This window comes from Pseudomonas abietaniphila, from assembly GCF_039697315.1.
Taxonomy (GTDB): Bacteria; Pseudomonadota; Gammaproteobacteria; order Pseudomonadales; family Pseudomonadaceae; genus Aquipseudomonas; species Aquipseudomonas abietaniphila_B.
Genome location: NZ_CP155619.1, coordinates 5,136,389 through 5,158,897, shown reverse-complemented (window position 1 = coordinate 5,158,897; position 22,509 = coordinate 5,136,389). Strand labels below are relative to the sequence as shown.

The 22,509-nt window shown below is 60.5% G+C and carries 21 protein-coding genes; all 21 read right to left on the bottom strand.

Annotation, left to right across the window (positions count from 1 at the left end; all coding sequences use genetic code 11):
* Positions 1-55: 55 nt before the first annotated feature.
* Positions 56-796 (bottom strand): RNA polymerase sigma factor FliA, encoded by a 741-nt coding sequence (gene fliA / locus ABDX87_RS22720; protein WP_074759340.1) that lies wholly within the window; start codon positions 794-796, stop codon positions 56-58.
* Positions 793-1,626 carry a flagellar synthesis regulator FleN gene (gene fleN, locus ABDX87_RS22715; RefSeq protein WP_062385964.1) on the bottom strand — a complete coding sequence of 278 codons (834 nt, stop codon included), beginning with the start codon at positions 1,624-1,626 and terminating at the stop codon, positions 793-795. The genes fliA and fleN overlap by 4 nt, the downstream gene beginning before the upstream one ends.
* Before the next feature lie 118 nt (positions 1,627-1,744).
* Positions 1,745-3,103: a flagellar biosynthesis protein FlhF gene (gene flhF, locus ABDX87_RS22710; RefSeq protein ID WP_346829884.1), complete on the bottom strand. Its 1,359-nt coding sequence runs from the start codon at positions 3,101-3,103 to the stop codon at positions 1,745-1,747.
* Between the two features lie 11 nt (positions 3,104-3,114).
* Positions 3,115-5,244 carry a flagellar biosynthesis protein FlhA gene (gene flhA, locus ABDX87_RS22705; RefSeq protein ID WP_346829883.1) on the bottom strand — a complete coding sequence of 710 codons (2,130 nt, stop codon included), beginning with the start codon at positions 5,242-5,244 and terminating at the stop codon, positions 3,115-3,117.
* Between the two features lie 1,053 nt (positions 5,245-6,297).
* A complete protein-coding gene (flhB, locus tag ABDX87_RS22700) occupies positions 6,298-7,437 on the bottom strand; it encodes a flagellar biosynthesis protein FlhB (RefSeq protein WP_346829882.1) in 1,140 nt (379 codons plus the stop codon).
* A 1-nt stretch (position 7,438) separates the two neighbouring features.
* A complete protein-coding gene (gene fliR / locus ABDX87_RS22695) occupies positions 7,439-8,224 on the bottom strand; it encodes a flagellar biosynthetic protein FliR (protein WP_346829881.1) in 786 nt (261 codons plus the stop codon).
* 7 nt (positions 8,225-8,231) lie between these two features.
* A complete protein-coding gene (fliQ, locus tag ABDX87_RS22690; protein ID WP_346829880.1) occupies positions 8,232-8,501 on the bottom strand; it encodes a flagellar biosynthesis protein FliQ in 270 nt (89 codons plus the stop codon).
* A 25-nt stretch (positions 8,502-8,526) separates the two neighbouring features.
* Positions 8,527-9,270, bottom strand: coding sequence for a flagellar type III secretion system pore protein FliP (gene fliP / locus ABDX87_RS22685; protein WP_346829879.1), 744 nt, complete (start codon positions 9,268-9,270; stop codon positions 8,527-8,529).
* Positions 9,270-9,779 (bottom strand): flagellar biosynthetic protein FliO, encoded by a 510-nt coding sequence (gene fliO / locus ABDX87_RS22680; RefSeq protein WP_346833596.1) that lies wholly within the window; start codon positions 9,777-9,779, stop codon positions 9,270-9,272. The genes fliP and fliO overlap by 1 nt, the downstream gene beginning before the upstream one ends.
* Before the next feature lie 72 nt (positions 9,780-9,851).
* Positions 9,852-10,316, bottom strand: a complete 465-nt coding sequence (gene fliN, locus ABDX87_RS22675) for a flagellar motor switch protein FliN (protein ID WP_346829878.1) — start codon at positions 10,314-10,316, stop codon at positions 9,852-9,854.
* Positions 10,317-10,392: 76 nt separating this feature from the next.
* A complete protein-coding gene (fliM, locus tag ABDX87_RS22670; protein ID WP_074758796.1) occupies positions 10,393-11,361 on the bottom strand; it encodes a flagellar motor switch protein FliM in 969 nt (322 codons plus the stop codon).
* A gap of 9 nt (positions 11,362-11,370) precedes the next feature.
* Positions 11,371-11,874 carry a flagellar basal body-associated protein FliL gene (gene fliL / locus ABDX87_RS22665; protein ID WP_346829877.1) on the bottom strand — a complete coding sequence of 168 codons (504 nt, stop codon included), beginning with the start codon at positions 11,872-11,874 and terminating at the stop codon, positions 11,371-11,373.
* Between the two features lie 257 nt (positions 11,875-12,131).
* Positions 12,132-13,565: a flagellar hook-length control protein FliK gene (locus ABDX87_RS22660; protein ID WP_346829876.1), complete on the bottom strand. Its 1,434-nt coding sequence runs from the start codon at positions 13,563-13,565 to the stop codon at positions 12,132-12,134.
* 81 nt (positions 13,566-13,646) lie between these two features.
* Positions 13,647-13,985: an Hpt domain-containing protein gene (locus ABDX87_RS22655; protein ID WP_346833595.1), complete on the bottom strand. Its 339-nt coding sequence runs from the start codon at positions 13,983-13,985 to the stop codon at positions 13,647-13,649.
* A 66-nt stretch (positions 13,986-14,051) separates the two neighbouring features.
* A complete protein-coding gene (locus ABDX87_RS22650; RefSeq protein ID WP_346829875.1) occupies positions 14,052-15,779 on the bottom strand; it encodes an ATP-binding SpoIIE family protein phosphatase in 1,728 nt (575 codons plus the stop codon).
* Positions 15,779-16,081, bottom strand: coding sequence for an STAS domain-containing protein (locus tag ABDX87_RS22645; RefSeq protein ID WP_346829874.1), 303 nt, complete (start codon positions 16,079-16,081; stop codon positions 15,779-15,781). Before ABDX87_RS22645 ends, ABDX87_RS22650 begins: the two co-directional genes overlap by 1 nt.
* A 991-nt stretch (positions 16,082-17,072) precedes the next feature.
* A complete protein-coding gene (gene fliJ / locus ABDX87_RS22640; RefSeq protein WP_346829873.1) occupies positions 17,073-17,522 on the bottom strand; it encodes a flagellar export protein FliJ in 450 nt (149 codons plus the stop codon).
* 6 nt (positions 17,523-17,528) lie between these two features.
* Entirely contained in the window at positions 17,529-18,887 is a 1,359-nt protein-coding gene (gene fliI / locus ABDX87_RS22635; protein ID WP_346829872.1) for a flagellar protein export ATPase FliI, read from the bottom strand.
* Positions 18,877-19,695, bottom strand: a complete 819-nt coding sequence (gene fliH / locus ABDX87_RS22630) for a flagellar assembly protein FliH (RefSeq protein ID WP_346829871.1) — start codon at positions 19,693-19,695, stop codon at positions 18,877-18,879. The genes fliI and fliH overlap by 11 nt, the downstream gene beginning before the upstream one ends.
* 15 nt (positions 19,696-19,710) lie before the next feature.
* On the bottom strand, positions 19,711-20,730 hold the full coding sequence (gene fliG, locus ABDX87_RS22625) for a flagellar motor switch protein FliG (RefSeq protein ID WP_074758780.1): 1,020 nt from the start codon (positions 20,728-20,730) through the stop codon (positions 19,711-19,713).
* Positions 20,723-22,501, bottom strand: coding sequence for a flagellar basal-body MS-ring/collar protein FliF (gene fliF / locus ABDX87_RS22620; RefSeq protein ID WP_346829870.1), 1,779 nt, complete (start codon positions 22,499-22,501; stop codon positions 20,723-20,725). The genes fliG and fliF overlap by 8 nt, the downstream gene beginning before the upstream one ends.
* Positions 22,502-22,509: the final 8 nt, after the last annotated feature.

The following is a 22,509-nucleotide window of genomic DNA, read 5'->3' as shown; positions in this document are numbered from 1 at the left end:
TTGCACAGCCGGCCTTACATGCATCACGCAGACACCACGGCCCGCGTTCGATGAGTCAACGCGCGCGCCACTCGCCCAACCGACCCCGCAACCGCGCAGCGCACTGACTGTGCAGCTGACTGACGCGCGACTCGCTGACACCCAGGACCTCACCGATTTCCTTGAGGTTCAGCTCTTCGTCGTAGTACAGCGCCAGCACCAGGCGTTCACGCTCGGGCAGGTTGGCAATGGCGTCCGCCAAGGCGCTCTGGAAACGTTCGTCTTCCAGATCGCGCGACGGTTCGAGCGACTGGCTCGCGCCGTCCTCGTGCAGCCCTTCATGCTCGCCGTCCTGCAAAAGGTCGTCGAAGCTGAACAGGCGACTGCCCAAGGTGTCGTTCAAAATCCCGTAGTAATCGTCGAGACTCAATTGAAGTTCGGCAGCAACCTCGTGATCTTTAGCGTCACGGCCGGTTTTTGCTTCAATTGCACGAATCGCGTCGCTGACCATGCGCGTATTGCGGTGAACCGAGCGCGGTGCCCAGTCGCCCTTGCGCACTTCGTCGAGCATCGCGCCGCGGATTCGAATACCCGCGTACGTCTCGAAGCTCGCACCCTTGGTGGAGTCGTACTTGGTCGATACCTCTAGCAGACCGATCATGCCGGCCTGGATCAGGTCTTCGACCTGCACACTGGCTGGCAGACGCGCCAGCAAGTGGTAAGCGATGCGCTTGACCAGAGGGGCATAACGCTCGATCAGCTCATACTGGGAATCTTTGGAAGATTTGCTGTACATGCGATACCCGCTCGGTGTCATGACACTGGCCCTGCGCTGGTCTGGTGAACCAGACGTTCAACGAAAAATTCAAGGTGGCCACGCGGGTTCGCCGGCAATGGCCAGGTATCGACCTTCTGCGCGATGGCCTTGAACGCCAGCGCGCATTTGGAACGTGGAAATGCTTCGTACACCGCACGCTGCTTCTGCACAGCCTTGCGCACGCACTCGTCGTAAGGCACCGCGCCCACATACTGCAGCGCCACGTCGAGGAAGCGGTCGGTGACCTTGGTCAGCTTGGCGAACAGGTTTCGCCCTTCCTGCGGGCTCTGAGCCATGTTGGCCAGCACGCGGAAGCGGTTCATGCCGTAGTCGCGGTTGAGCAGCTTGATCAGGGCGTAGGCGTCAGTGATCGAGGTCGGCTCGTCGCAGACCACCAGCAGCACTTCCTGTGCCGCGCGTACGAAGCTGACCACCGATTCGCCGATCCCGGCAGCGGTGTCGATCACCAGCACATCCAGGTTGTCGCCGATATCGCTGAACGCCTGAATCAGGCCGGCGTGTTGCGCAGGCGTCAGGTGAACCATGCTCTGGGTGCCCGATGCCGCAGGCACGATGCGCACGCCGCCGGGGCCCTGCAACAGGACATCGCGCAGCTCGCACCGCCCCTCGATGACATCGGCAAGGGTGCGTTTCGGGGTCAGTCCCAACAATACGTCGACATTGGCCAGACCCAGATCGGCGTCCAGCAACATGACGCGACGTCCCAGCTCGGCCAGGGCCAGCGAGAGGTTCACTGACACGTTGGTCTTGCCTACGCCACCTTTGCCACCGGTCACCGCGATAACCTGAACGGGATGCATGCTGCCCATGTTAATTTTTTACCTTGTCTTGCTTAGACCTAAGCCACATTTCGGGCTGCACGTTCACTGTGTGAACAATGCCTGGCAGACCATCGATGCAGGTATTTTCCAATGTCATTTTCCCTACCTAGCCCGCGCGCTTGCCGGTGCTGTGATAAAGATCCGCAAACATATCCGCCATCGCTTCCTCGCTAGGCTCCTCCTGCATCTGCACGCTGACAGCCCTGCTCACGAGCTGGTGCCGGCGTGGAAGATGCAGATCATCGGGTATCCGTGGACCATCCGTGAGGTAGGCCACCGGCAACTCGTGAGTCACCGCCAGGCTCAGCACTTCGCCGAGGCTTGCGGTTTCGTCCAGCTTGGTCAGGATGCACCCGGCCAGGCCGCAACGCTTGTAACTGTGATAGGCCGCCGTCAGCACCTGCTTCTGGCTGGTCGTCGCCAGCACCAGGTAGTTGCGCGCCTTGATGCCGCGACCTGCCAGACTTTCCAGTTGCAGACGCAGGGCCGGGTCGCTCGCTTGCAAACCGGCGGTGTCGATCAACACCACGCGCTTGCGCAGCAGCGGTTCCAGCGCCTGAGCCAGGGACTGCCCCGGATCGACGTGAGTCACCGGCACATTGAGAATACGTCCCAGCGTCTTGAGTTGTTCCTGAGCACCGATCCTGAAGCTGTCCATGCTCACCAGCGCGATGTTTTGCGCGCCGTATTTCAACACATATCGCGCGGCAAGTTTTGCCAGCGTGGTGGTCTTGCCCATACCGGCAGGTCCGACCATGGCGATCACACCGCCCTCTTCCAGCGGCTCGACGTCCGGCGTCGAGATCATGCGCGCCAGATGCGCCAGCAACATGCGCCAGGTGTGCGCCTGATCGCCGCCTTCCGGCACCATCGCCAGCAAGTCGCGGGACAGCGGACCGGACAGGCCGATGCGCTGCAGACGACGCCAGAGATTGGCCTGTTGCGGACGGCTGCCTTGCAACTGATTCCAGGCCAGCGAACCCAGCTGCACTTCCAGCAGTTCGCGCAGCCCATTCAATTCGGAACGCATCGAGTCGTACGCACGCTGGCTCACAGCAGGGTCGGCGGCCGATTGACGCTCAGCGCGTTCGGCACGATCAGCCGCGATGGCCGCATGGATCGAAGGGCGAAACGGTTCGTCCAGCGTCGGCTCGATCTGCTTGTTGTCGTCCATCGCAAGACCGGCGAACAACTGACGGTTGGCGACAGTGTCCAGCTCGCTGCGATGGGTCAGCTCAGCCTGAGCGGTGACGATGCGCGACTGGGTCTTGCGCAGTTCGTCTTCGAGCTCGATGTTCGGCACACGCGGCGCCAGCGCGGACAGTTTGTAGTCCAGCGCGGCTGTCAGTTCCACGCCACCGGCGATGCGCCGGTTGCCGATGATGGCGGCTTCAGCGCCCAGCTCATCACGAACCAGTTTCATGGCTTGTCGCATATCGGCGGCGAAAAAACGCTTAACTTGCATGACTCACTACCTCAGCCGTTCGGCCCGACAGTCGCTACGATGGTGACTTGCTTATTGTCAGGAATTTCCTGGTAAGCCAAAACATGCATATTCGGTACTGCCAGACGTCCAAAGCGGGACAACATGGCGCGAACCGGACCTGCGACCAACAAAATAACCGGCTGACCCTGCATCTCCTGACGCTGCGCCGCTTCGATCAACGAGCGCTGAAGTTTCTCAGCCATGCTCGGTTCGAGCAGAACGCCTTCTTCCTGACCCTGTCCCGCCTTCTGCAGACTATTGAGCAATATCTGTTCCAACCTTGGCTCAAGGGTGATAACAGGCAGCTCCGGCTCAATGCCGACAATGCTTTGGACGATTGCGCGGGACAAACCGACCCGGACGGCCGCCACCAATGCGGCGGTATCTTGACTCCGCGCAGCATTGTTGGCGATGGCTTCGGCAATACTGCGAATATCGCGCACCGGCACCTGCTCGGCCAAAAGCGCCTGCAACACCTTGAGCAGCGCGGACAAAGACAGCACGCCTGGGACCAGCTCCTCGGCCAGTTTTGGCGAGCTCTTGGCCAGCAACGTCATCAGTTGCTGGACTTCTTCATGACCAATCAACTCATGAGAGTGTTTATAGAGTATCTGGTTCAAGTGGGTTGCCACTACAGTGCTGGCATCGACCACGGTATAGCCCAGCGACTGCGCCTGAGCGCGCTGGCTGATTTCGATCCACACCGCTTCCAGCCCGAACGCCGGGTCTTTGGCATTAATGCCGTTAAGGCTGCCAAACACCTGGCCGGGGTTGATCGCGAGCTCACGGTCCGGATAAATCTCGGCCTCGGCCAGCGTCACGCCCATCAGGGTCAGGCGATAGGCACTTGGCGCCAGATCGAGGTTGTCGCGAATGTGAACGGTCGGCATCAGGAAGCCCAGCTCTTGCGAGAGCTTCTTGCGCACGCCCTTGATCCGCGCCAGCAACTGACCACCCTGGTTACGGTCCACCAGCGGAATCAGGCGATAACCCACTTCCAGGCCGATCATGTCGATCGGGGTCACGTCATCCCAGCCCAGCTCTTTGGATTCCTGCACGCGGTTCGGTGCGGGCAGCAGCTCCTGCTGACGCTTGACCTCTTGAATCGCCGCCAGCTTGACCATGTTCTGCTTTTTCCACAGCAGGTACGCACCACCCGCCGCCACCAGCCCCAGGCTGATGAACGAAAAGTGCGGCATGCCCGGTACCAGGCCCATCACGATCATGATGCCGGCGGAAACGGCCAGCGCCTTGTGCGAGGTGAACATCTGACGACCGACCAGCTTGCCCATTTCTTCCGAGCCGGACGCACGGGTCACCATGATCGCAGCGGCGGTGGAGAGCAGCAGCGATGGCAATTGCGCCACCAAACCGTCACCAATGGTCAGCAAGGCATACACCTTGCCCGCGTCGGCGAAGGTCATGTTGTGCTGAAGGATGCCCACCAGCATGCCGCCGATGAGGTTGATGAACAGAATCAGCAGGCCGGCGATGGCGTCACCGCGCACGAACTTGCTGGCACCGTCCATGGAGCCGTAGAACTCGGCTTCCTGGGCGACTTCCAGACGGCGGCGCTTGGCTTCGGGTTGATCGATCAGACCGGCGTTGAGGTCAGCGTCGATCGCCATTTGTTTACCGGGCATCGCATCGAGGGTGAAACGCGCGCTCACCTCGGAGATACGACCGGCACCCTTGGTCACCACGACGAAGTTGATGATCATCAGGATCGCGAAGACCACGATACCGACGACGTAGTTACCGCCGATCACCACTTCACCGAAGGCCTGAATCACCTTACCGGCCGCGGCGTGACCGTCCTGACCGTGGAGCATGACGACGCGGGTGGACGCGACGTTCAGCGCCAGCCGCAACAGGGTTGCGATCAGCAGGATGGTGGGGAACACCGAGAAGTCCAATGGACGCAGGGCGTACACGCAGACGAGCAGTACGACGATCGACAGCGCGATGTTGAACGTGAAGAACACGTCCAGCAGGAACGGCGGCATCGGCAACATCATCATTGCCAGCATGACCAGCAACAGCAACGGCACGCCCAACTGACCACGGCCCAGACCGACCAGTCCAATGCGAGCGTTAGAGATTAACTGAGAGCGATCCACCGATTCTGTACCTGCGCGTTAAATCAAACTTTTGACGCCAGAGGCGTTGTAACGCAGGTATTGCAAAAACCTGTCCAACTCTTGGAACGGGTTGAAAATAGCAAGGTGCCAGTATGGGATTTGTGGGGTGGTTGGCAGATTTGGGTGACTGCCTGATTCTGCCTAACGGCAGAAGCGTTCAGCCTGCACCCAAGTCGCGTTTTGCGGTGTCTGGGCTATCGCGTACAAGAGCGACGCGGGCTGGAGCTAACGCCCTTCGCTTTCTTGGTCCTTGCATCCATCTCCCTTGCTCCACTCTCAACTGTAGGAGCGTGGCTTGTCCCGCGATCTGCCGGGAACCGGCAGCAAGACCGGTGCATGCGGAGTGTCAGGCAGAATCGAGTCGCCTGATTTTGCTACCGCTGCGCGGTAGATCGTCCGGATGCGGCCCAGACACAAGCCACGCTCCTACAGGGACTGCGTCAACCTGACGTTTCTGTTTCTGGTCTGGAGCCAACGCTCTTCGCTTCTTGATTCGATCATCAAACGTCCGAACGCACCCCAAATTGTAGGAGCGCGCTTGTCCCGCTATCTGCCGGGAACCGGCAGCAAGACCTGTGCGTGCGGGGTGTCAGGCCTCATCGAGTCGCCTGATTTTGCTACCGCTGTGCGGTAGATCGCGGGACAAGCCACGCTCCTACAGTTGAGAGTGGAGCGAGGGAGATGGACGCACGAACCAAGAAAGCGAGGAGCGTTAGCTCCAGCCCGCGTCGCTCTTGTACGCGACAGACCAGACAACACAAAACGCGACTTGGGTGCAGGCCAAACGCAGACGACGCGCAGTAGGCCGAGCGGCATGGATGCCGCGAGAGCGCCGTCAGGACAGGGATGTCCGTTCGGCGCGGGCCCATGGAGCGTCGTCGGAGTGCGGGTACCCGACGAAGTCGGGCCAAGCCAGGAGCCAGGACACTTGGTTACTTGGTGTCTTTTCAAGTAACTCGCCGAAGGCGAAACAGTTCGGCCGTTAGGACGAATCGCTGTTGATCCTGATCTTGATCTTGATCCCAACCAAACCTAAGAATCCCGCCTCAAATCCGGCGGAATCGGCAAATCATCCCGCAAAGGATCAGGCCGCTTGCCACGCCCCTGCCGGAACTGCCGGATCTGATACACATACGCCAACACCTGAGCCACCGCCAGGTACAACCCCGCCGGGATCTCCTGCTCAAGCTCGGTGCTGTAGTAGATCGACCGCGCCAGCGCAGGCGACTCAAGCAACAGAATCTGATGCTGCGCCGCGATCTCGCGAATCTTCAGCGCCATGAAATCACTGCCCTTGGCCAACAACACCGGCGCCCCGCCCTTGTCCTGATCGTACTTGAGCGCCACCGCATAGTGGGTCGGGTTGGTGATGACCACATCGGCCTCGGGAATCGCCGACATCATCCGCCGCTGCGACATCTCGCGCTGCAACTGACGAATTCGCTGCTTGACCTCCGGCCGCCCCTCACTGTCCTTATGCTCGTCACGCACTTCCTGCTTGGTCATCAGCAGCTTTTTGTGCGCTTCCCATAACTGTACCGGCACGTCCACGGCGGCGATGATCACAAGCCCCAACGCCATCCACAACGTACTCCAGCCCACCAATTGCAGGCTGTGCACGATCGCCATTTCCATGGGTTCGTGGGCGATGGACACCAGGTCGGCCTTGTCCTTGGACAGCACCACCAGCGCCACAACGAGCACGATAAAAAACTTGGCCAACGACTTGAGCAGCTCGATTAATGCCTTGGGCGATACCATGCGCTTGAGGCCCGCTGCCGGGTTCATGCGGCTGAACTTGGGCGCCAGTGAGCCTGCCGCGAAGAGCCAGCCACCGAGGGAGATAGGACCGACCAACGCGGCGATGGTCAACGCCACCAGGATCGGTTGAACCGACAGCAGCGCCGCCTTGCCGGACGTCATGAGCATCAGGCCCATGCTGCGCTCGTCCATCAGCGCTTCACGGGTGATGGTGAAATTGTCGCGCATCAACTGCATCATCATTTCCGCCATCGACCCGCCGAACGCCAGCAAACCGGCAGCTCCGACGATCATGATGATGACCGTATTGAGTTCTTTGGAGCGGGCGATTTCGCCCTTCTCCCTGGCCTCACGTTTTCGTTTGTCCGTGGGGTCTTCTGTTTTGTCCTGACCGCTCTCGCTTTCAGCCATGTCAGCGCGCCCTGATCATTTCCTTGAGCAACTGCAAGGCGTCGACCGCCAGCGGTTGATATTGGTTGAGAATGTCGCCAAGGGTGATCCACAGGATCCCCATGCCCAACACCAGCGTCAGCGGGAAACCGATGGAGAAGATGTTTAATTGCGGGGCGGCGCGGGTCATCACGCCCATGGCGATGTTGACCACCAGCAACGCGGTGATTGCCGGCAAGACCAGAATCAGCCCCGCGCCCAGCACCCAGCCAAGACGCAGCACCAGTTCCCAGAAATTGGCGACCACCAGGCCATCGCCCACGGGCAGCGTGGTGAAGCTTTCAATGAGCACTTCGAAGACCACCAAATGGCCATTCATCGACAGGAACAACAGCGTCACCAGCATGGTGAAGAACTGCCCGATCACCGCCACCGAGACGCCGTTGACCGGGTCGACCATGGACGCAAAGCCCATGCCCATCTGCACGGCAATGATCTGGCCGGCGATGACAAAAGCCTGAAAGAACATTTGCAGCGACAACCCCAGCGCAGTGCCAATGATGATCTGCTCAGCGATCAGCAGCAGCGCACTGAGGTCCAGTGCATGCACGGCTGGCATTGGCGGCAGGCTGGGCGCGACCACCACCGTGATCGCGAGGGAAAGGTAAAGACGCACCCGATTGGGCACCAGTGTCGTACCAAAGATCGGCATGGTCATCAGCACGGCCGCGATGCGAAACAACGGCAACATGAAGGCTGCGACCCACGTGCTGATCTGCGTGTCGGTCAGCGCCAGCACAGGTTCCATTCGAAAATCAGCCGATGACTTGAGGAATGCTGGTGTACAGCGAAATGATGTACTCCATGAAGGTCCGCACCAGCCATGGACCCACGACGATCAGGGTCACGAGCATGACCAGCAGACGCGGCAGAAAGCTCAATGTCTGTTCGTTGATCTGGGTGGCCGCCTGAAACATCGACACGATCAGGCCGACGATCAGGCTCGGCACCACAAGGATCGCCACCATTGTGGTGGTCAACCACAACGCTTCGCGAAACAGGTCGATGGCGACTTCGGGGGTCATAGTGCGCACTCCTCGTCAAACAGGCTCATACACCACCAAAACTGCCGGCCAGCGTACCGATGATCAGCGCCCAGCCATCCACCAGCACGAACAGCATGATCTTGAACGGCAGCGAAATGATCAGCGGCGACAGCATCATCATACCCATGGCCATCAGCACGCTGGCGACCACCAGGTCGATGATCAGAAACGGGATGAAAATCATGAAACCGATCTGAAACGCGGTCTTCAATTCCGAGGTCACGAAGGCCGGAACAATGATCGTCAGCGGCGCGGCATCAGGCGTCGGGATGTCGGTGCGTTTTGACAGGCGCATGAACAGGTCCAGGTCGCTGGAGCGAGTCTGCGCCAGCATGAAGTCCTTGATCGGCACTTCGGCCTTGGCCACTGCATCCTGCGCGCTGAGCTTTTCAGCCAGGTAGGGCTGCAAGGCGTCGTTGTTCACACGGTCGAACACCGGCGCCATGATGAACAACGTCAGAAACAGCGCCATACCGGTGAGAATCTGGTTCGACGGCGTCTGCTGCAAGCCCAGGGCCTGACGCAGAATCGAGAACACGATGATGATCCGTGTGAAGCTGGTCATCAGCATCACGAACGCCGGAATGAAACTCAGCGCGGTCATGATCAGCAGGATCTGCAGGCTGACCGAATACTCCTGCTGACCATTGGCGCCCGTGCCCAGCGTGATCGCCGGGATCGACAACGGGTCGGCGGCGAACGCCAGCGGCGCTGCCAGCAGCAACAGCAGCGTCAAAACAATGCGCATCAGTTCTTATCCTTCTGACCCGGGTTGCCGGAGCCGTCTGTGCCCGGACGCGTCTTGTCGGCGCGCGGCGCGGCGATGCCTTTATTGCCCAATGCTTCCATCAGGCGTCGGGCGAACTCTGGCGTAGCGTTCTGCGTATCGGGCACTGCGACCGGCTCATTCATCACGTGCAGCGCGGTGATGCTCCCCGGCGAAACGCCCAGCAACACCTGCTCGTTGCCGACCTGAACCAGCACCAGCCGATCACGCGGACCGAGTGCACGCGATCCCACCAGCTCAATCACCTGATTACCTGCAGGGCCGGCGCGCTGCACCCGACGCATCAGCCAGGCCAGGACGAAAATCAGACCGACCACCAATAACAGGCCAAGCACCAGCTGCAGCAACTGGGCGCCCACCCCGCTGCTCAACGCACTCGACACAGGCGGCACGGCCACCGGCGCAGCGGCCGACGCTGCTGCCGTTGCAGCAGGCGCACTCGCCGCGGGGGCCGCAGGATCAGCGGCCATGACCGCCCATGACAGCGCCAGCAACGACAGGCCTGACAGCGCCCTGAGCCCCTTCACAAGAAATCCGCCCACTTAACGCAGCTTCTTGATGCGTTCGCTCGGGCTGATCACATCGGTCAGGCGAATGCCGAACTTCTCGTTCACCACCACCACCTCACCGTGGGCGATCAACGTGCCGTTGACCAATACATCCAGCGGCTCACCCGCGAGACGATCCAGCTCGATCACCGAGCCCTGGTTGAGTTGCAGCAGGTTGCGGATGTTGATGTCGGTGCTGCCCACTTCCATGGAAATCGACACCGGAATGTCGAGGATCACATCCAGGTTCGGACCGTCCAGCGTCACCGGGGCATTGTTCTTCGGCATGCTGCCGAACTCTTCCATCGCCAGACGGTTGGTGGAGGAATTCCCGGCATCGGCGGCCAGCAGTGCGTCGATATCAGCCTGACCACCCTCTCCCGCTTCACCCAGGGCAGCCGCCCACTCGTCGGCCAGTGCCTGGTCGTCTGTGGAATTCATTTCGTTTTCATCAGCCATGGTTGTCCTCGGCGAGCAATATTCGTTGACACAGCAAATCGTTTAAACACTACGTTCTGACGCTGACGGCAGTTCGTCAGCGGCGTTCTACCGGTTCGACCACTTGCAGGGCCAGATTGCCCTTGTGCGAACCCAGCTTGACCTTGAACGTCGGCACCCCGTTGGCGCGCATGATCAGGTGTTCCGGCAGTTCCACCGGAATCACATCGCCGGGCTGCATGTGCAGCACGTCGCGCAATTTCAGCTGACGACGGGCGACGGTGGCGCTCATCGGCACCGCCACGTCGAGCACGTCCTGTTTCAAGGCGTTGACCCAGCGCTCGTCCTGATCGTCCAGATCCGACTGGAAACCGGCGTCGAGCATCTCGCGTACCGGCTCGATCATCGAATACGGCATGGTCACGTGCAGATCGCCACCACCGCCATCGAGCTCGATGTGGAAGGTCGATACCACGATCGCTTCGCTCGGGCCGACGATGTTGGCCATGGCCGGGTTCACTTCCGAGTTGATGTACTCGAAATTGACTTCCATGATCGCCTGCCAGGCTTCTTTCAGATCGATGAACGCCTGATCGAGGACGATGCGCACCACCCGCAGCTCGGTCGGCGTGAATTCACGGCCTTCGATCTTGGCGTGGCGGCCGTCGCCACCGAAGAAGTTGTCCACCAGCTTGAACACCAGCTTGGCGTCCAGAATGAACAGCGCGGTGCCGCGCAGCGGTTTGATCTTCACCAGGTTCAGACTGGTCGGCACATAGAGCGAGTGCACGTATTCGCCGAACTTCATCACTTGCACACCGCCCACCGCCACGTCGGCAGAGCGACGCAGCAGGTTGAACATGCTGATGCGGGTGTAGCGGGCGAAACGCTCGTTGATCATTTCCAGGGTCGGCATGCGTCCACGGACGATGCGGTCCTGACTGGTCAGGTCGTAACTCTTGACGCTGCCGGGTTCGATAACGCTTTCGGTCTGCACCAGACCATCGTCCACGCCATGCAACAGCGCGTCGATTTCATCCTGGGACAGCAGGTCTTGCACGGCCATGTCGTGGTCCTACTGCAATACGTAGTTAGTGAAAAGAACCTGTTCGATCACGCTTTTGTTCAGCTCCTTCTGGCCGACTTCCTGCACGACGGCAGCGGCTTTCTGGCGCAGCATCTCCATACCGACCGGGGTCGCGATGGTGTCGAACGGCTGACCGGAGAACATCATGACCAGGTTATTGCGAATGACCGGCATGTGAACTTTCAACGCTTCCAGATCTGCGTGATCGCGAGCCAGCAAAGTAATGCTGACCTGCATGTAACGCTGACGGCCGTTGACGTTGTAGTTAACGACAAAAGGCGGTGTCAGCGGTTCGAAGATCGCTTCCTTCTTGACGTTCGCAGCCTCGGCGGCAACCGCAGGGTCCGGTTTGCTTTCCGCCTTGTGCATGATGAACCACGTGGCGCCGACCGACAGACCGATCGCCAGCAACAAGCCCACCACTACCAGGATGATGACCTTCAGCTTGCCTTTTTTCGCGGGGTCTTTAACTGAGTCGTCGCTCTTCGCCATGCCAATAATCCGTCACTATCCAAGGGGTTCAGTGTTGCGTGACAGAGGAAGAGCAAGGGTTGTGCCAGAGTTGGCGCAGGAGGAGTTTGAAGCTTTCAATTCAAAACCGATGGACCGACGGCGCCGGTTGTCGGCCATGAAACGACCTGTGGGAGCGAGCTTGCTCGCGAAAACGGAGGCCCGGCGGATAATTCTCCCAGTGCCGGACCTTAAGCCTTCGCGAGCAAGCTCGCTCCCACAGTTATTTACACGCAGGATCAGGCGTAATAGTCGACCGCGCTCGAACCCACCACCGTCAACGGCGCATTGGCTGCTGCGGCGGCCGCATCGACCGGTGCGCCGTCCGCGATCAGGTCGCTGCCGCCACCGGATCGACCCGTGCCGTTGCCGCGCTGGGCGTCACCGCCGGACTGTTGTTGCGCCTGCTGTTGCATGTTGCGCGACTGATCCGAAACGTTGACGTCGACCTGCCCCATGCCCTGCTGAGCGAAGGAGTCACGCAGACGCGACATCTGGCTTTCCAGCGCTTCACGCACGCCGACGTGGGCGCTCATGAAGGTCACTTGAGTTTGCTGGTCCGCCGCCATATTGACGCGAATGTCGAGGCGTCCCAGTTCGGCGGGTTCCAGTTGAATGTCCGCCTGCTTCAAGCTCTGGCTCGACAGGTACATCACGCGGTTGACCACGCCTTCAGTCCAACCGTTCTGGTTCATCGCCAAAGGCTGGCTCATCAACGGCGCCGGGGTGGCGGCACTGGTTTTGGTCTGAGCAGCCTGGGAGAGTGCCGCCAGACGCTCGGCGAAGTTATCCACGCGGGTATCGCTGGTGGCGCCTTTCACGTCTTTCAAACCGTCAGCGAGCAAGCCGCTGAACGCCTTGTCGTCGCCGCCCTCTGTGGTGCTCTTGTCAACCGGCTGATCCCCTGCCGCTGCCAGATTCCCGGCCAGCAATTGCGCCGGATCGGCGTTCGGATCCTGCTTGCCCGAGGTCTTGCCCGCCTCGTTGCCATGGCCCGTCGCCTGGGCGTTCTGCTGCGCCTTGTTTTCCAGCGCGACCTGCACGGCCGTCAGCCCTTCCAAAGGGTCAGCCGACGGGTCGAACTTATCGTCGGTGGCGTCAGTCGGCGCCTGCACCACCGGCGGGGGAACAACCGGGGCGCCGCTGTTGGACAGCAATGTCGCGGGGTCCACCACGGTTTGCGAAGCCACAACCGGCGGGGCGGGATCCTGGACGGGCGGGGTCACGACCAGCGTCGGATCCAGCGCCGGGTCGGTGACCGGCGTGTCAGCCAGCGTCGCGTCGGCTGAAGCATCTGCAGTGCTCGTGGTGTCGTCTTCGGTGTCATCGTCATCGTCGTCGCTGGCACTGCTGCCGGCGTCGTTGTTGTCTTTCCCGTTGACCGTTTTGGCAGGCAAGCCATTGCCGCTATCGGCAACGGTCTTGTCAGGAGCGGCAGACGAATGACTGACGCTGTCCTTCTTGTCGACTGCCGAACTCTTGGCGCTCGCAGGCTTGGCCGGCGTATCGTCGACGCTGGAAGGCTTGGGCGCTGCCTGTTTGGCAAAGACGCTGGAAAAGCTGGAAGTCTTGTCCTTGACGGGGTCAGGCGCCTTTACCGAAGTGCTGGTACTGGCTTTCTGGGCTTTGGCAGCCGTCAGAGCCGCGAGTAAAGGATTGTTGGCAAGGGCCATGTTGATCTCCGCAAGAGCACGATTGCACAGAGATCTAGCAAATGGCGGGCCAGTTCGGCAAAGCGATGATGGACTGAGGCATTAACGAAGTGTGCAGGCCTGCAATTCGACGTCGAACAGATCACGTACCACGCTAAACTCGTCCGTGATCGCCTGCACCAGTTGATTGACCACCGCGCCGTCGGCGGCCGACTGATTGCGCGCAAGCTCTTCCAGCAAACGGCACAACTCGGTCAGGCGCGTGGCGCCCATGTTGCTGCTGCTGCCTTTGAAGCTGTGGGCCATCATGCCCAACGGCTGCAATTGCGCGGCAGACTCGACCGAGAAACCGGGTGCGCGGATCAACTGGTTCAACGCCCTGACGCGCGTCTCAGAGTCCTTGATGAAAACGTCCAGTAATGACGGGTATTCACCCTCCATCACATCACGCAACGTTCCGAGAACGCTCACATCCACATGTTCATCCGCCACTTGCTCGCTCCTTGATCAAGAATCGCGGGAGTATGCCAGACCCTCCCACGCAAACTCCACACAGGCTGTACGGCCATCCAGCGACCACTGGCAGCGGTCGCTGAGTTGTCGAACCAGGCTAAGGCCGCGGCCGGACAACTGATCCACCGCAGGCGGCAGCGACAGGACCTGCTGAGCGTCGAAGCCGCTGCCGCTGTCATGCACCTCGACGATGAGGCGACCACCCTGCCCCACCGGGATTATCTGAAAATTAAAGCGGATGAACCCTCGCTCCAGCGCGTCCAGTCGCTCGCCACGTTGCTGGTAGTAGAGCGCAAAACCTTCGGCATCGCGTTTGAGTGCGGAATCCAGTCCCAGCACGCCGTGCTCCAGGGCATTGCTATAAAGCTCGGAGAGCACGATGTACAACTCGCTGCTCTGCAGGCGCAAGCCGTGAACCTCTTGCAGCAGTTGCAACAGGTAAGGCAAGGGGTTGAAGCGTTTGAGCGTCGACGCGCGGAATTCGAAACTCGCCGACCAGTCCAGCGGGCTTGAATCGCCGCTGTCGGTGTAAATAACCGAGGGCGGCCCCAGCAACTCAGGTTGCGTGAAGCCGACTTCGACCATGCTGACGTCATCACGCACCTGCCCGCGAAAACGCGCCAGCGCCCACTGCACTTCCTCGATCAGCATGGCGGGATTGCGGTTGGACACGAATACGTTTTGCAGGCGCCGAGTGCCAAACATCTCGCCGCTCTCGTCGGTGCTGTCGACCACTCCGTCGGACAACAGAAACACCCGATCACCCGCACCGAAGGGATAAACCTGGGTGTTGTCGTCAAAGCTGTTCGCGCTCAACACCCCCAGCGGCAGATGCGCCGACACCAGCGGCGTGTGGGGCCGACCATCGCCGTGCAGCAGATAACCGTCCGGCAGACCGCCGTTCCAGACCTCGACCAGGTGCTGTTTGAAATTGATGCTGATCAGCGCCGCACAGCAGAACATGTCCACCGGCAGGATGCGCTTGAGCTTGGCGTTCATTTCGCGAAGGGTCTCCGGCAAGCCATAGCCCTTCGCCGTCATGCCGTAAAACACTTCCGCCAGCGGCATAGCCCCGACCGCCGCCGGCAAGCCATGGCCGGTAAAGTCGCCGAGCAACACATGCATGTTGCCGGAGGGCGCCCACGCCGCGAGCAGCAGATCGCCGTTGAACAACGCGTAAGGCGATTGCAGATAGCGAATGTTCGGGGCGCTCAGGCAACCGGAATGGGCAATCTGGTCGAACACGGCCTTCGCCACGCGTTGCTCGTTGAGCAGGTATTTGTGATGCCGGGCAATGAGATCGCGCTGCTGCAGGACGGTTTCCTGAAGCAGTCGCAGGCGGTTCATCGCATTGATCTTGGCGGCCAGTACGCCCTGGTTGTAAGGCTTGGCGACGAAATCGTCACCTCCGGCGTCCAGGCAACGGGCCAGCCCTTCACCTTCGGTCAAGGAGGTGAGGAAGATGATCGGCACCAGCGCTTCGCCCGCCAGCTCCTTGATTCGCCGGGCCGCCTCGAAACCGTCCATGACGGGCATCAAGGCATCCATCAGCACCAGTTGCGGACGATTACGCTCGAACAGCGCCACCGCTTCGGCACCATCGCTCGCGCTCAACACCTCATGCCCCTGGCGGCTGATGATCGCCGAGAGCAGCATGCGGTCACTGGCATTGTCGTCGGCGATGAGAATCTTCAGGCGCTCGGGTGGCGCAGATCCCGTCATCAGCCGATTTGGAAGAGTTTGGAGAAGTTGGAGATGGCGAGGATTTTGACGACGTCTGCACTGCAGTTTTCCAACCGCACATCAGCCCGCTCGCCCCCGGCGTGATCGCGCAACAGCAGCAGCATGCCCAACGCCGAGCTGTCCAGGTAATTGGTTTCTTTCAGATCGACCACATAACGCTTGGCCTTGGTCTCTTTTTCATAGGCACCGCGAAAGTCCTGATGCGTCGAAAAATCGAAGCGTCCCTTGATCTTGATGGTCAGCTGCTGCTCGTCTGGTGAACGATTGGAAGTTACTGACATGGACAAATCCTTTATATGAAACGACGTCAGACGGTGAAGTTTTAGCACTGGTTGTGCGGCGCGGCAAATGGAAGATTGCAGCACCTGCGTTCGGCGTTACGGCCAGATTGTTTCGCCGTCGGTGAGTGACTGGAAAAGTCCGGTTGCCGCACCACCCAGGTAGCCTGGGAGCTTGTTGTTATTCTGGCTAACGCCAGACCTGTTCCGCCTTCGGCGGGTTGCTTGAAAAGACCCCAAGTAACCAAGGGTTCAGGCTGCAACCAAGTCGCAATTTGTGGTGTCTGGACTGACGAGGCAGGAAAAGCAAAAGCAGGAGCGAAAATATCAGGCTGACCCCGAGCCTGTAGGAGCGTGGCTTGTCCCGCGATCTGCTGCGAAGCAGCAGTGAAACCGGACACCTTCGCAGTATCAGGTAAAACGCATTCACAGAATTAGCTGCCGGTTCCCGGCAGATCGCGGGACAAGCCACGCTCCTACAGGGACTGCATCAGCCTGATATTTCGAACCCGCAGCAAGACCTGTGCATGCGGTGCGTCAAGCATGATCGAGTCGCATGGTTTTGCTACCTATGCGCGGCAGGTCGTCCGAGTGCGGCCCAGAGCAAGCGCGCTCCTACAGGTATCGCGTCATCCGATGCTTTTGATTTTGCTTTTCTAGCGCGACAGTCCAGACACCACAGAACGCGACTTGGGTGCAGGCTGAACGCAGGTGGCGTGGAGTGGGCCGAGCGGCATGGATGCCGCGAGAGCGCCGTCAGGACATGGATGTCCGTTCGGCGCGGGTCCACGGAGCGTCGCCGGAGAGGTAACCGACGAAGTCGGGCCTAACCAGGAGCCAGACACTTGGCAGCTTCTTGAAACAGAGAGAGGGGCTTTTCAAGCCACCCGCCGAAGGCGGAACAAATCTGGCGTTAGCCAGACCCCAAAGATCACCACCGAAAGAACGGATCCACACGCGATCCAAACACTCACAAACTCAAATCCTTAAAACCTCAAAACGCCTCATGCCGAGGCAACCGCTGCGACAGCTCATCCAGCAACTTCTGCTCCCGCCTGTCCTCCAGCGCACGCGCCTCATCGATATACCGCTGCACCAGCTTGCGCAAACCCTCGACCCGCGCATAAGCCTTCTGCCACTCACCGCGCGCCTTGTTCACATTGCTCTGATGCCAGGCCAGACTCTGGCGCTGCTGACTGACCGCCGTTTCCAGCTGATTGAGAAAGCGCTGATAGTTCATCAGCCACTGACCCGACACGCCATGCGCGCCCTTGTCGATCCACTGCTGCTGGTAGTCGGAACGAAACTTTTCGAGGTCGCCCAGCTTGGCTTCGGCAAGCCGGACCTGCCCCTGAAAATGCCCCAGACGCTGAACCGCGGTTTTCTCGGCTTTTTCAGCCATGTCCACCACCGGAGCGAGACGGGCCGCGCGACTCTGCGCCATGACCTATCAGCTCCCGCCCTGGGGATTGAAGATCTTCGCCAGCTGAGCCTCGCTGCTCTGCATGCTTTCGTTGTCGTGCAGGCCCTGACGCAGGTATTGCACCAACTGCGGCTGCAGGTTGATGGCGAGGTCGGTTTCGCGATCTCCGCCGGCCACATAGGCGCCGACACTGATCAAGTCGCGGCTCTGTTGATAACGCGACCACAACTGCTTGAAGTATTGCGCCTGCACCATGTGCTGCGGATCGACCACTGACGGCATGACCCGGCTGATGGACGCCTCGATGTCGATGGCCGGGTAATGCCCCTCCTCGGCCAGACGCCGGGACAGCACGATGTGCCCGTCCAGCACACCCCGCGCCGAGTCGGCAATCGGGTCTTGCTGGTCGTCGCCTTCGGACAGCACGGTGTAGAACGCCGTGATCGAACCGCCGCCCTTCTCGGCATTACCTGCGCGCTCCACCAGCTTCGGCAGCTTGGCGAACACCGAAGGCGGATAACCCTTGGTCGCCGGGGGTTCGCCGATGGCCAGCGCGATTTCCCGCTGGGCCTGGGCGAAACGGGTCAGGGAGTCCATCAGCAACAGGACGTTCTTGCCCTTGTCGCGGAAATATTCGGCGATACGCGTGCAATACATGGCGGCCCGCAGACGCATCAACGGCGCGTCGTCGGCAGGGGATGCCACGACCACCGAGCGTTTGAGGCCCTCTTCACCCAGAATGTGCTCGATGAATTCCTTCACCTCCCGGCCCCGTTCGCCGATCAGCCCGACGACGATGATGTCAGCCTCGGTGAAGCGGGTCATCATGCCCAGCAGCACACTCTTACCCACGCCGGTACCGGCGAACAGGCCAAGACGCTGACCGCGACCGACCGTCAACAAACCGTTGATGCAACGAATGCCCACGTCCAGCGGCACGCTGATCGGGTCACGCTTGAGCGGGTTGATGGTCGGGCCGTCCAGCGGCACCCAGTCTTCAGCCTTCATGCCGCCTTTGCCGTCCAGTGGACGACCGGCGCCATCAAGCACGCGGCCGAGCATGGTCATGCCCATCGGCAGACGCCCGGTGTCCGGCAGTGGCACCACGCGCGCGCCGGGTGCGATCCCGGCGACGCTGCCCACCGGCATCAGAAACACCTTGCCGCCGGAAAAACCCATGACTTCGGCTTCAACTTCCACCGGGTGATGGCTGTCGTCGTTGATCACCACACAGCGGCTGCCCATGGCGGCGCGCAGGCCTTCGGCTTCAAGCGTCAGACCGACCATGCGCAACAGGCGCCCTTCCACTACCGGCTGTACCGGCAGCGTAATCGCGTCTGCGTAGGTGCTCAGTCGCTTGCCGAAGCTGGTGCGATCAAGACGCATCGGAAGCGTCCGCGTGCTTCTGCATCACTTCTTCCGCGCTTTTGATCGCCGCTTCCAGGTCGACACTGACGTCCGGCGCAGCCGGGTGCAGGGCCTGTTCGTGCAACTGATCGAACATCTTGGCAATCGCAACGCTCAGCCGGGTCTCGACGGTGGCGTCGATGCGGCTGTGTTCGGTTTCGACCCGGCAACCGCCCGGCTGCAAGGTGTCGTCTTCGAGAATGCGCCAGTTTTCCTCATGACGTTCACGCAGGGCTTTGACCTGAGCGAAGTCTTGGGAATTGACCAGAATGCGAACGTTGTTGGCGCCCATCGGCAGCAGGCGCAACGCGTCCTGAAGCACTTTGCCGATCTGGCTGGAGTCGGTTTTCAATTCGCGCTGAATCACTTCGCGAGCCAGGTGCTCGACCAGTTGAATCATGGATTTTTCGATCTGCGCGTCCTGATCGGCGATGGGCTCGAACAGGTGCGACATCAACGTTTCCAGACTCTCCAGCTTTGCCGTCAGGGCGACTTCGGCCTCCTGACGCACCTTTAGCTGGGTGCTGTGAAACCCTTCCTTTTCGCCGATGGCGAAGCCCTCGTTGTAGGCGTCCTGACGGATGCTTTCCAACTCTTCCAGGGTCAGCGGCTGGACTTCTTCCAGCGGCACTTCTTCGCTTTCGGCTGGCTCCGGCTCTTCGGCCACCGGTTCAGGCTCTGGCTCCGCCACCTGAGGATCGAAGCTGGGCAAGGCCCAGACATCCAACCCGCGCAAATCCTTGGCGCGGATGAGCTCGCTGGGTGCTTCTTTATCGGAGCTGAACATCGACTGCACCTACTGTTAAATCATTTCCTCGCCACCTTTGCCGCCGAGAACGATTTCCCCGGCCTCCGCCATACGACGGGCAATGGTGAGGATCTCTTTCTGAGCAGCTTCCACGTCGCTGACGCGAACCGGGCCTTTGGCTTCCAGATCGTCGCGCAGCAGCTCGGCGGCACGCTTGGACATGTTCTTGAAAATCTTTTCCTTGATAGCGTCGTCCGACCCCTTGAGTGCCAGTACCAGCACATCGGAGGACACTTCGCGCAGCAAGGCCTGAATACCGCGGTCGTCGACGTCGGACAGGTTGTTGAAGACGAACATGAGGTCTTCGATCTGCGTCGACAGGTCTTCGTCCACTTCGCGGATGGAATCCATGAGCTGGCCTTCGATCGAGCTGTCGAGGAAGTTCATGATGTCCGCAGCACGCTTGATACCACCCAGAGTCGTACGCGACGTGTTGGCGTTGCCCGAGAACTGCTTCTCGAGGATCTGGTTCAATTCTTTCAGTGCCGCTGGCTGCACGGTGTTCAACGACGAGACGCGCAGGATGATGTCCAGACGCACCTTGTGGTCGAAATGGCTCAGCACTTCACCGGCCTGGTCGGCGTCCAGATACGCGACGACGATGGCCTGGATCTGCGGGTGCTCGTAGCGGATGACGTCCGCGACCGCGCGCGGCTCCATCCACTTCAGGCTGTCCAGACCACTGGTGTTGCCGCCCAGCAGGATCCGGTCGATGAGGCCGTTGGCCTTGTCTTCGCCCAATGCCTGCGTGAGCATCTTGCGAATGTAGCCGTCCGAGCCGATACCGACGCCGGTCTGGTCACCGATGACGTCGACGAACTCGCTCATCACCTGCTCGACCTGCTCGCGGTGCACATTGCGCATTTGCGCCATGGCCACGCCGACACGCTGAACCTCTTTAGGGCCCATGTGACGAAGCACCTGCGCAGCATCCGTCTCACCCAGGGTGAGCAGCAGGATGGCGGCCTTATCAACTCGGGTCATTTTGACCGCTGCAGCGCGACTATCACTCATCTGTGTTGATCCACTCTTTTACGACCTGAGCCACACGAGCCGGGTCTTCAGCCACCAGGCTCTTGATTGCGTTGAGCTGCGCGTCATAACCCTCACTCGGGCTAGGCAGCAGAATGCTTTGCGGACCACCCAGACTCACGCGGTCGTTCGCCAGTTCACCGTCCAGACCGACCATGCCGCCCAGCTCGACGTCACCGTCGCCGTGCTTGCTCTTCGGATTGGTGATGTTGTTCAGCACCGGACGCAGCACACCGAATACCAGCACCAGGATGAACAGCACGCCCATGGCCTGTTTGACGATGTCCCAGAACCACGGCTGCGAGTAGAACGGAATGTCCGGAATCACTTCGCCGCGATCGGCCGAGAACGGCACGTTGATCACGCTGACGCTGTCGCCACGGCTGGCGTCGAAGCCCACGGCGTCCTGCACCAGACGGGTGAAGCGAGCCAACTGGTCAGCGGTCCACGGCACCATGGTGGTTTCACCGTTGGCCGCGTTCACTTTCACCTGATCGTCCACGACCACCGCGACCGACAGGCGATTGATCTTGCCTTGCTGTTGCTTGGTGTGGCTGATCGAACGGTCCAGCTCGAAGTTCTTGGTCGACTGGTTACGTTTGTCCGACGGGTACGGCGCCAGCATTGGCTGACCGGTGGCCGGGTCCATGATCTGCTGACCGTTGGCGTCCAGCAGCGGCTGTCCAGGAGCGATCGGGCCAGCGGCGCCGCCAGCACCGGCGGTGGCGTTCTGCGGGGCAGTCGCCGGACCAGGTGGCTGGTTGCTCAGAGCACCCGGAACGCCTTGCGGACCGCTGCTGCTGGAGCGCTGTTCATTGGTGGTCTGCTCACTGCGCAGTGCCGGTTGGTCGGGGTTGAAGCTTTCGGCCGTGGACTCCACCGCACTGAAGTCAACGTCAGCCGAAACTTCAGCTTTGTAACGGTCATTGCCCAGCACCGGCTGCAGAATGTTTTGCACGCGTTGAGTCAGCATGGACTCCATGCGACGGGTGTAGTCGAACTGCTTGCCAGCCATGGTCAGCTCGGAGTTCTCCGCCTGATCGGACAGCAGGTTGCCTTTCTGGTCGACGACGGTGACCTGGGACTTGGTCAGTTCAGGAACACTGGTCGCCACCAGATTGACGATGGCCATGACTTGACCCGGCTCAAGGGTGCGACCGGCGTACATCTCCACCAGCACTGACGCGGTGGGTTTGCGATCGTCGCGAACGAACACCGAGCTTTTCGGAATCGCCAGGTGCACGCGAGCGGCCTTGATGTTGTTCAGGCTGGAGATGGTGCGTGCCAGTTCGCCTTCCAGACCACGGCGATAACGCGTGGCTTCCATGAACTGGCTGGTGCCCAGCCCCTGGTCCTTGTCGAGGATCTCGAAACCGACGTTGCCATCGGTCTGCGCGATACCGGCGCCGGCGAGCTTGATACGCGCACGGGCCAGGTCATCGGACTTGACCAGCAGAGCACCGGAATTCGGCTCAACGGTGTACGGAATGTCGGCCTGCGCCAACGTGTCCATCACCTGCTTGGTGTCCATGCCGGACAGACTGCCGTAAAGCGGCTTGTAGTCCGGCTGTTGCGACCAAAGCACGACGGCAAAACCAATCGCCACGCTGGCAGCCAGACCGACCATGAGGCCGACCTGCCGCAGCATGGTCATCTCGGACAGATTTTGCAGGAACGCCAAACCAAACATCGGTGGTTTGCTTCCTGTCGCACCCGCTTTGGCGGGTACGTTATCGGCGACGGCTTCAGCCATGACTTAGA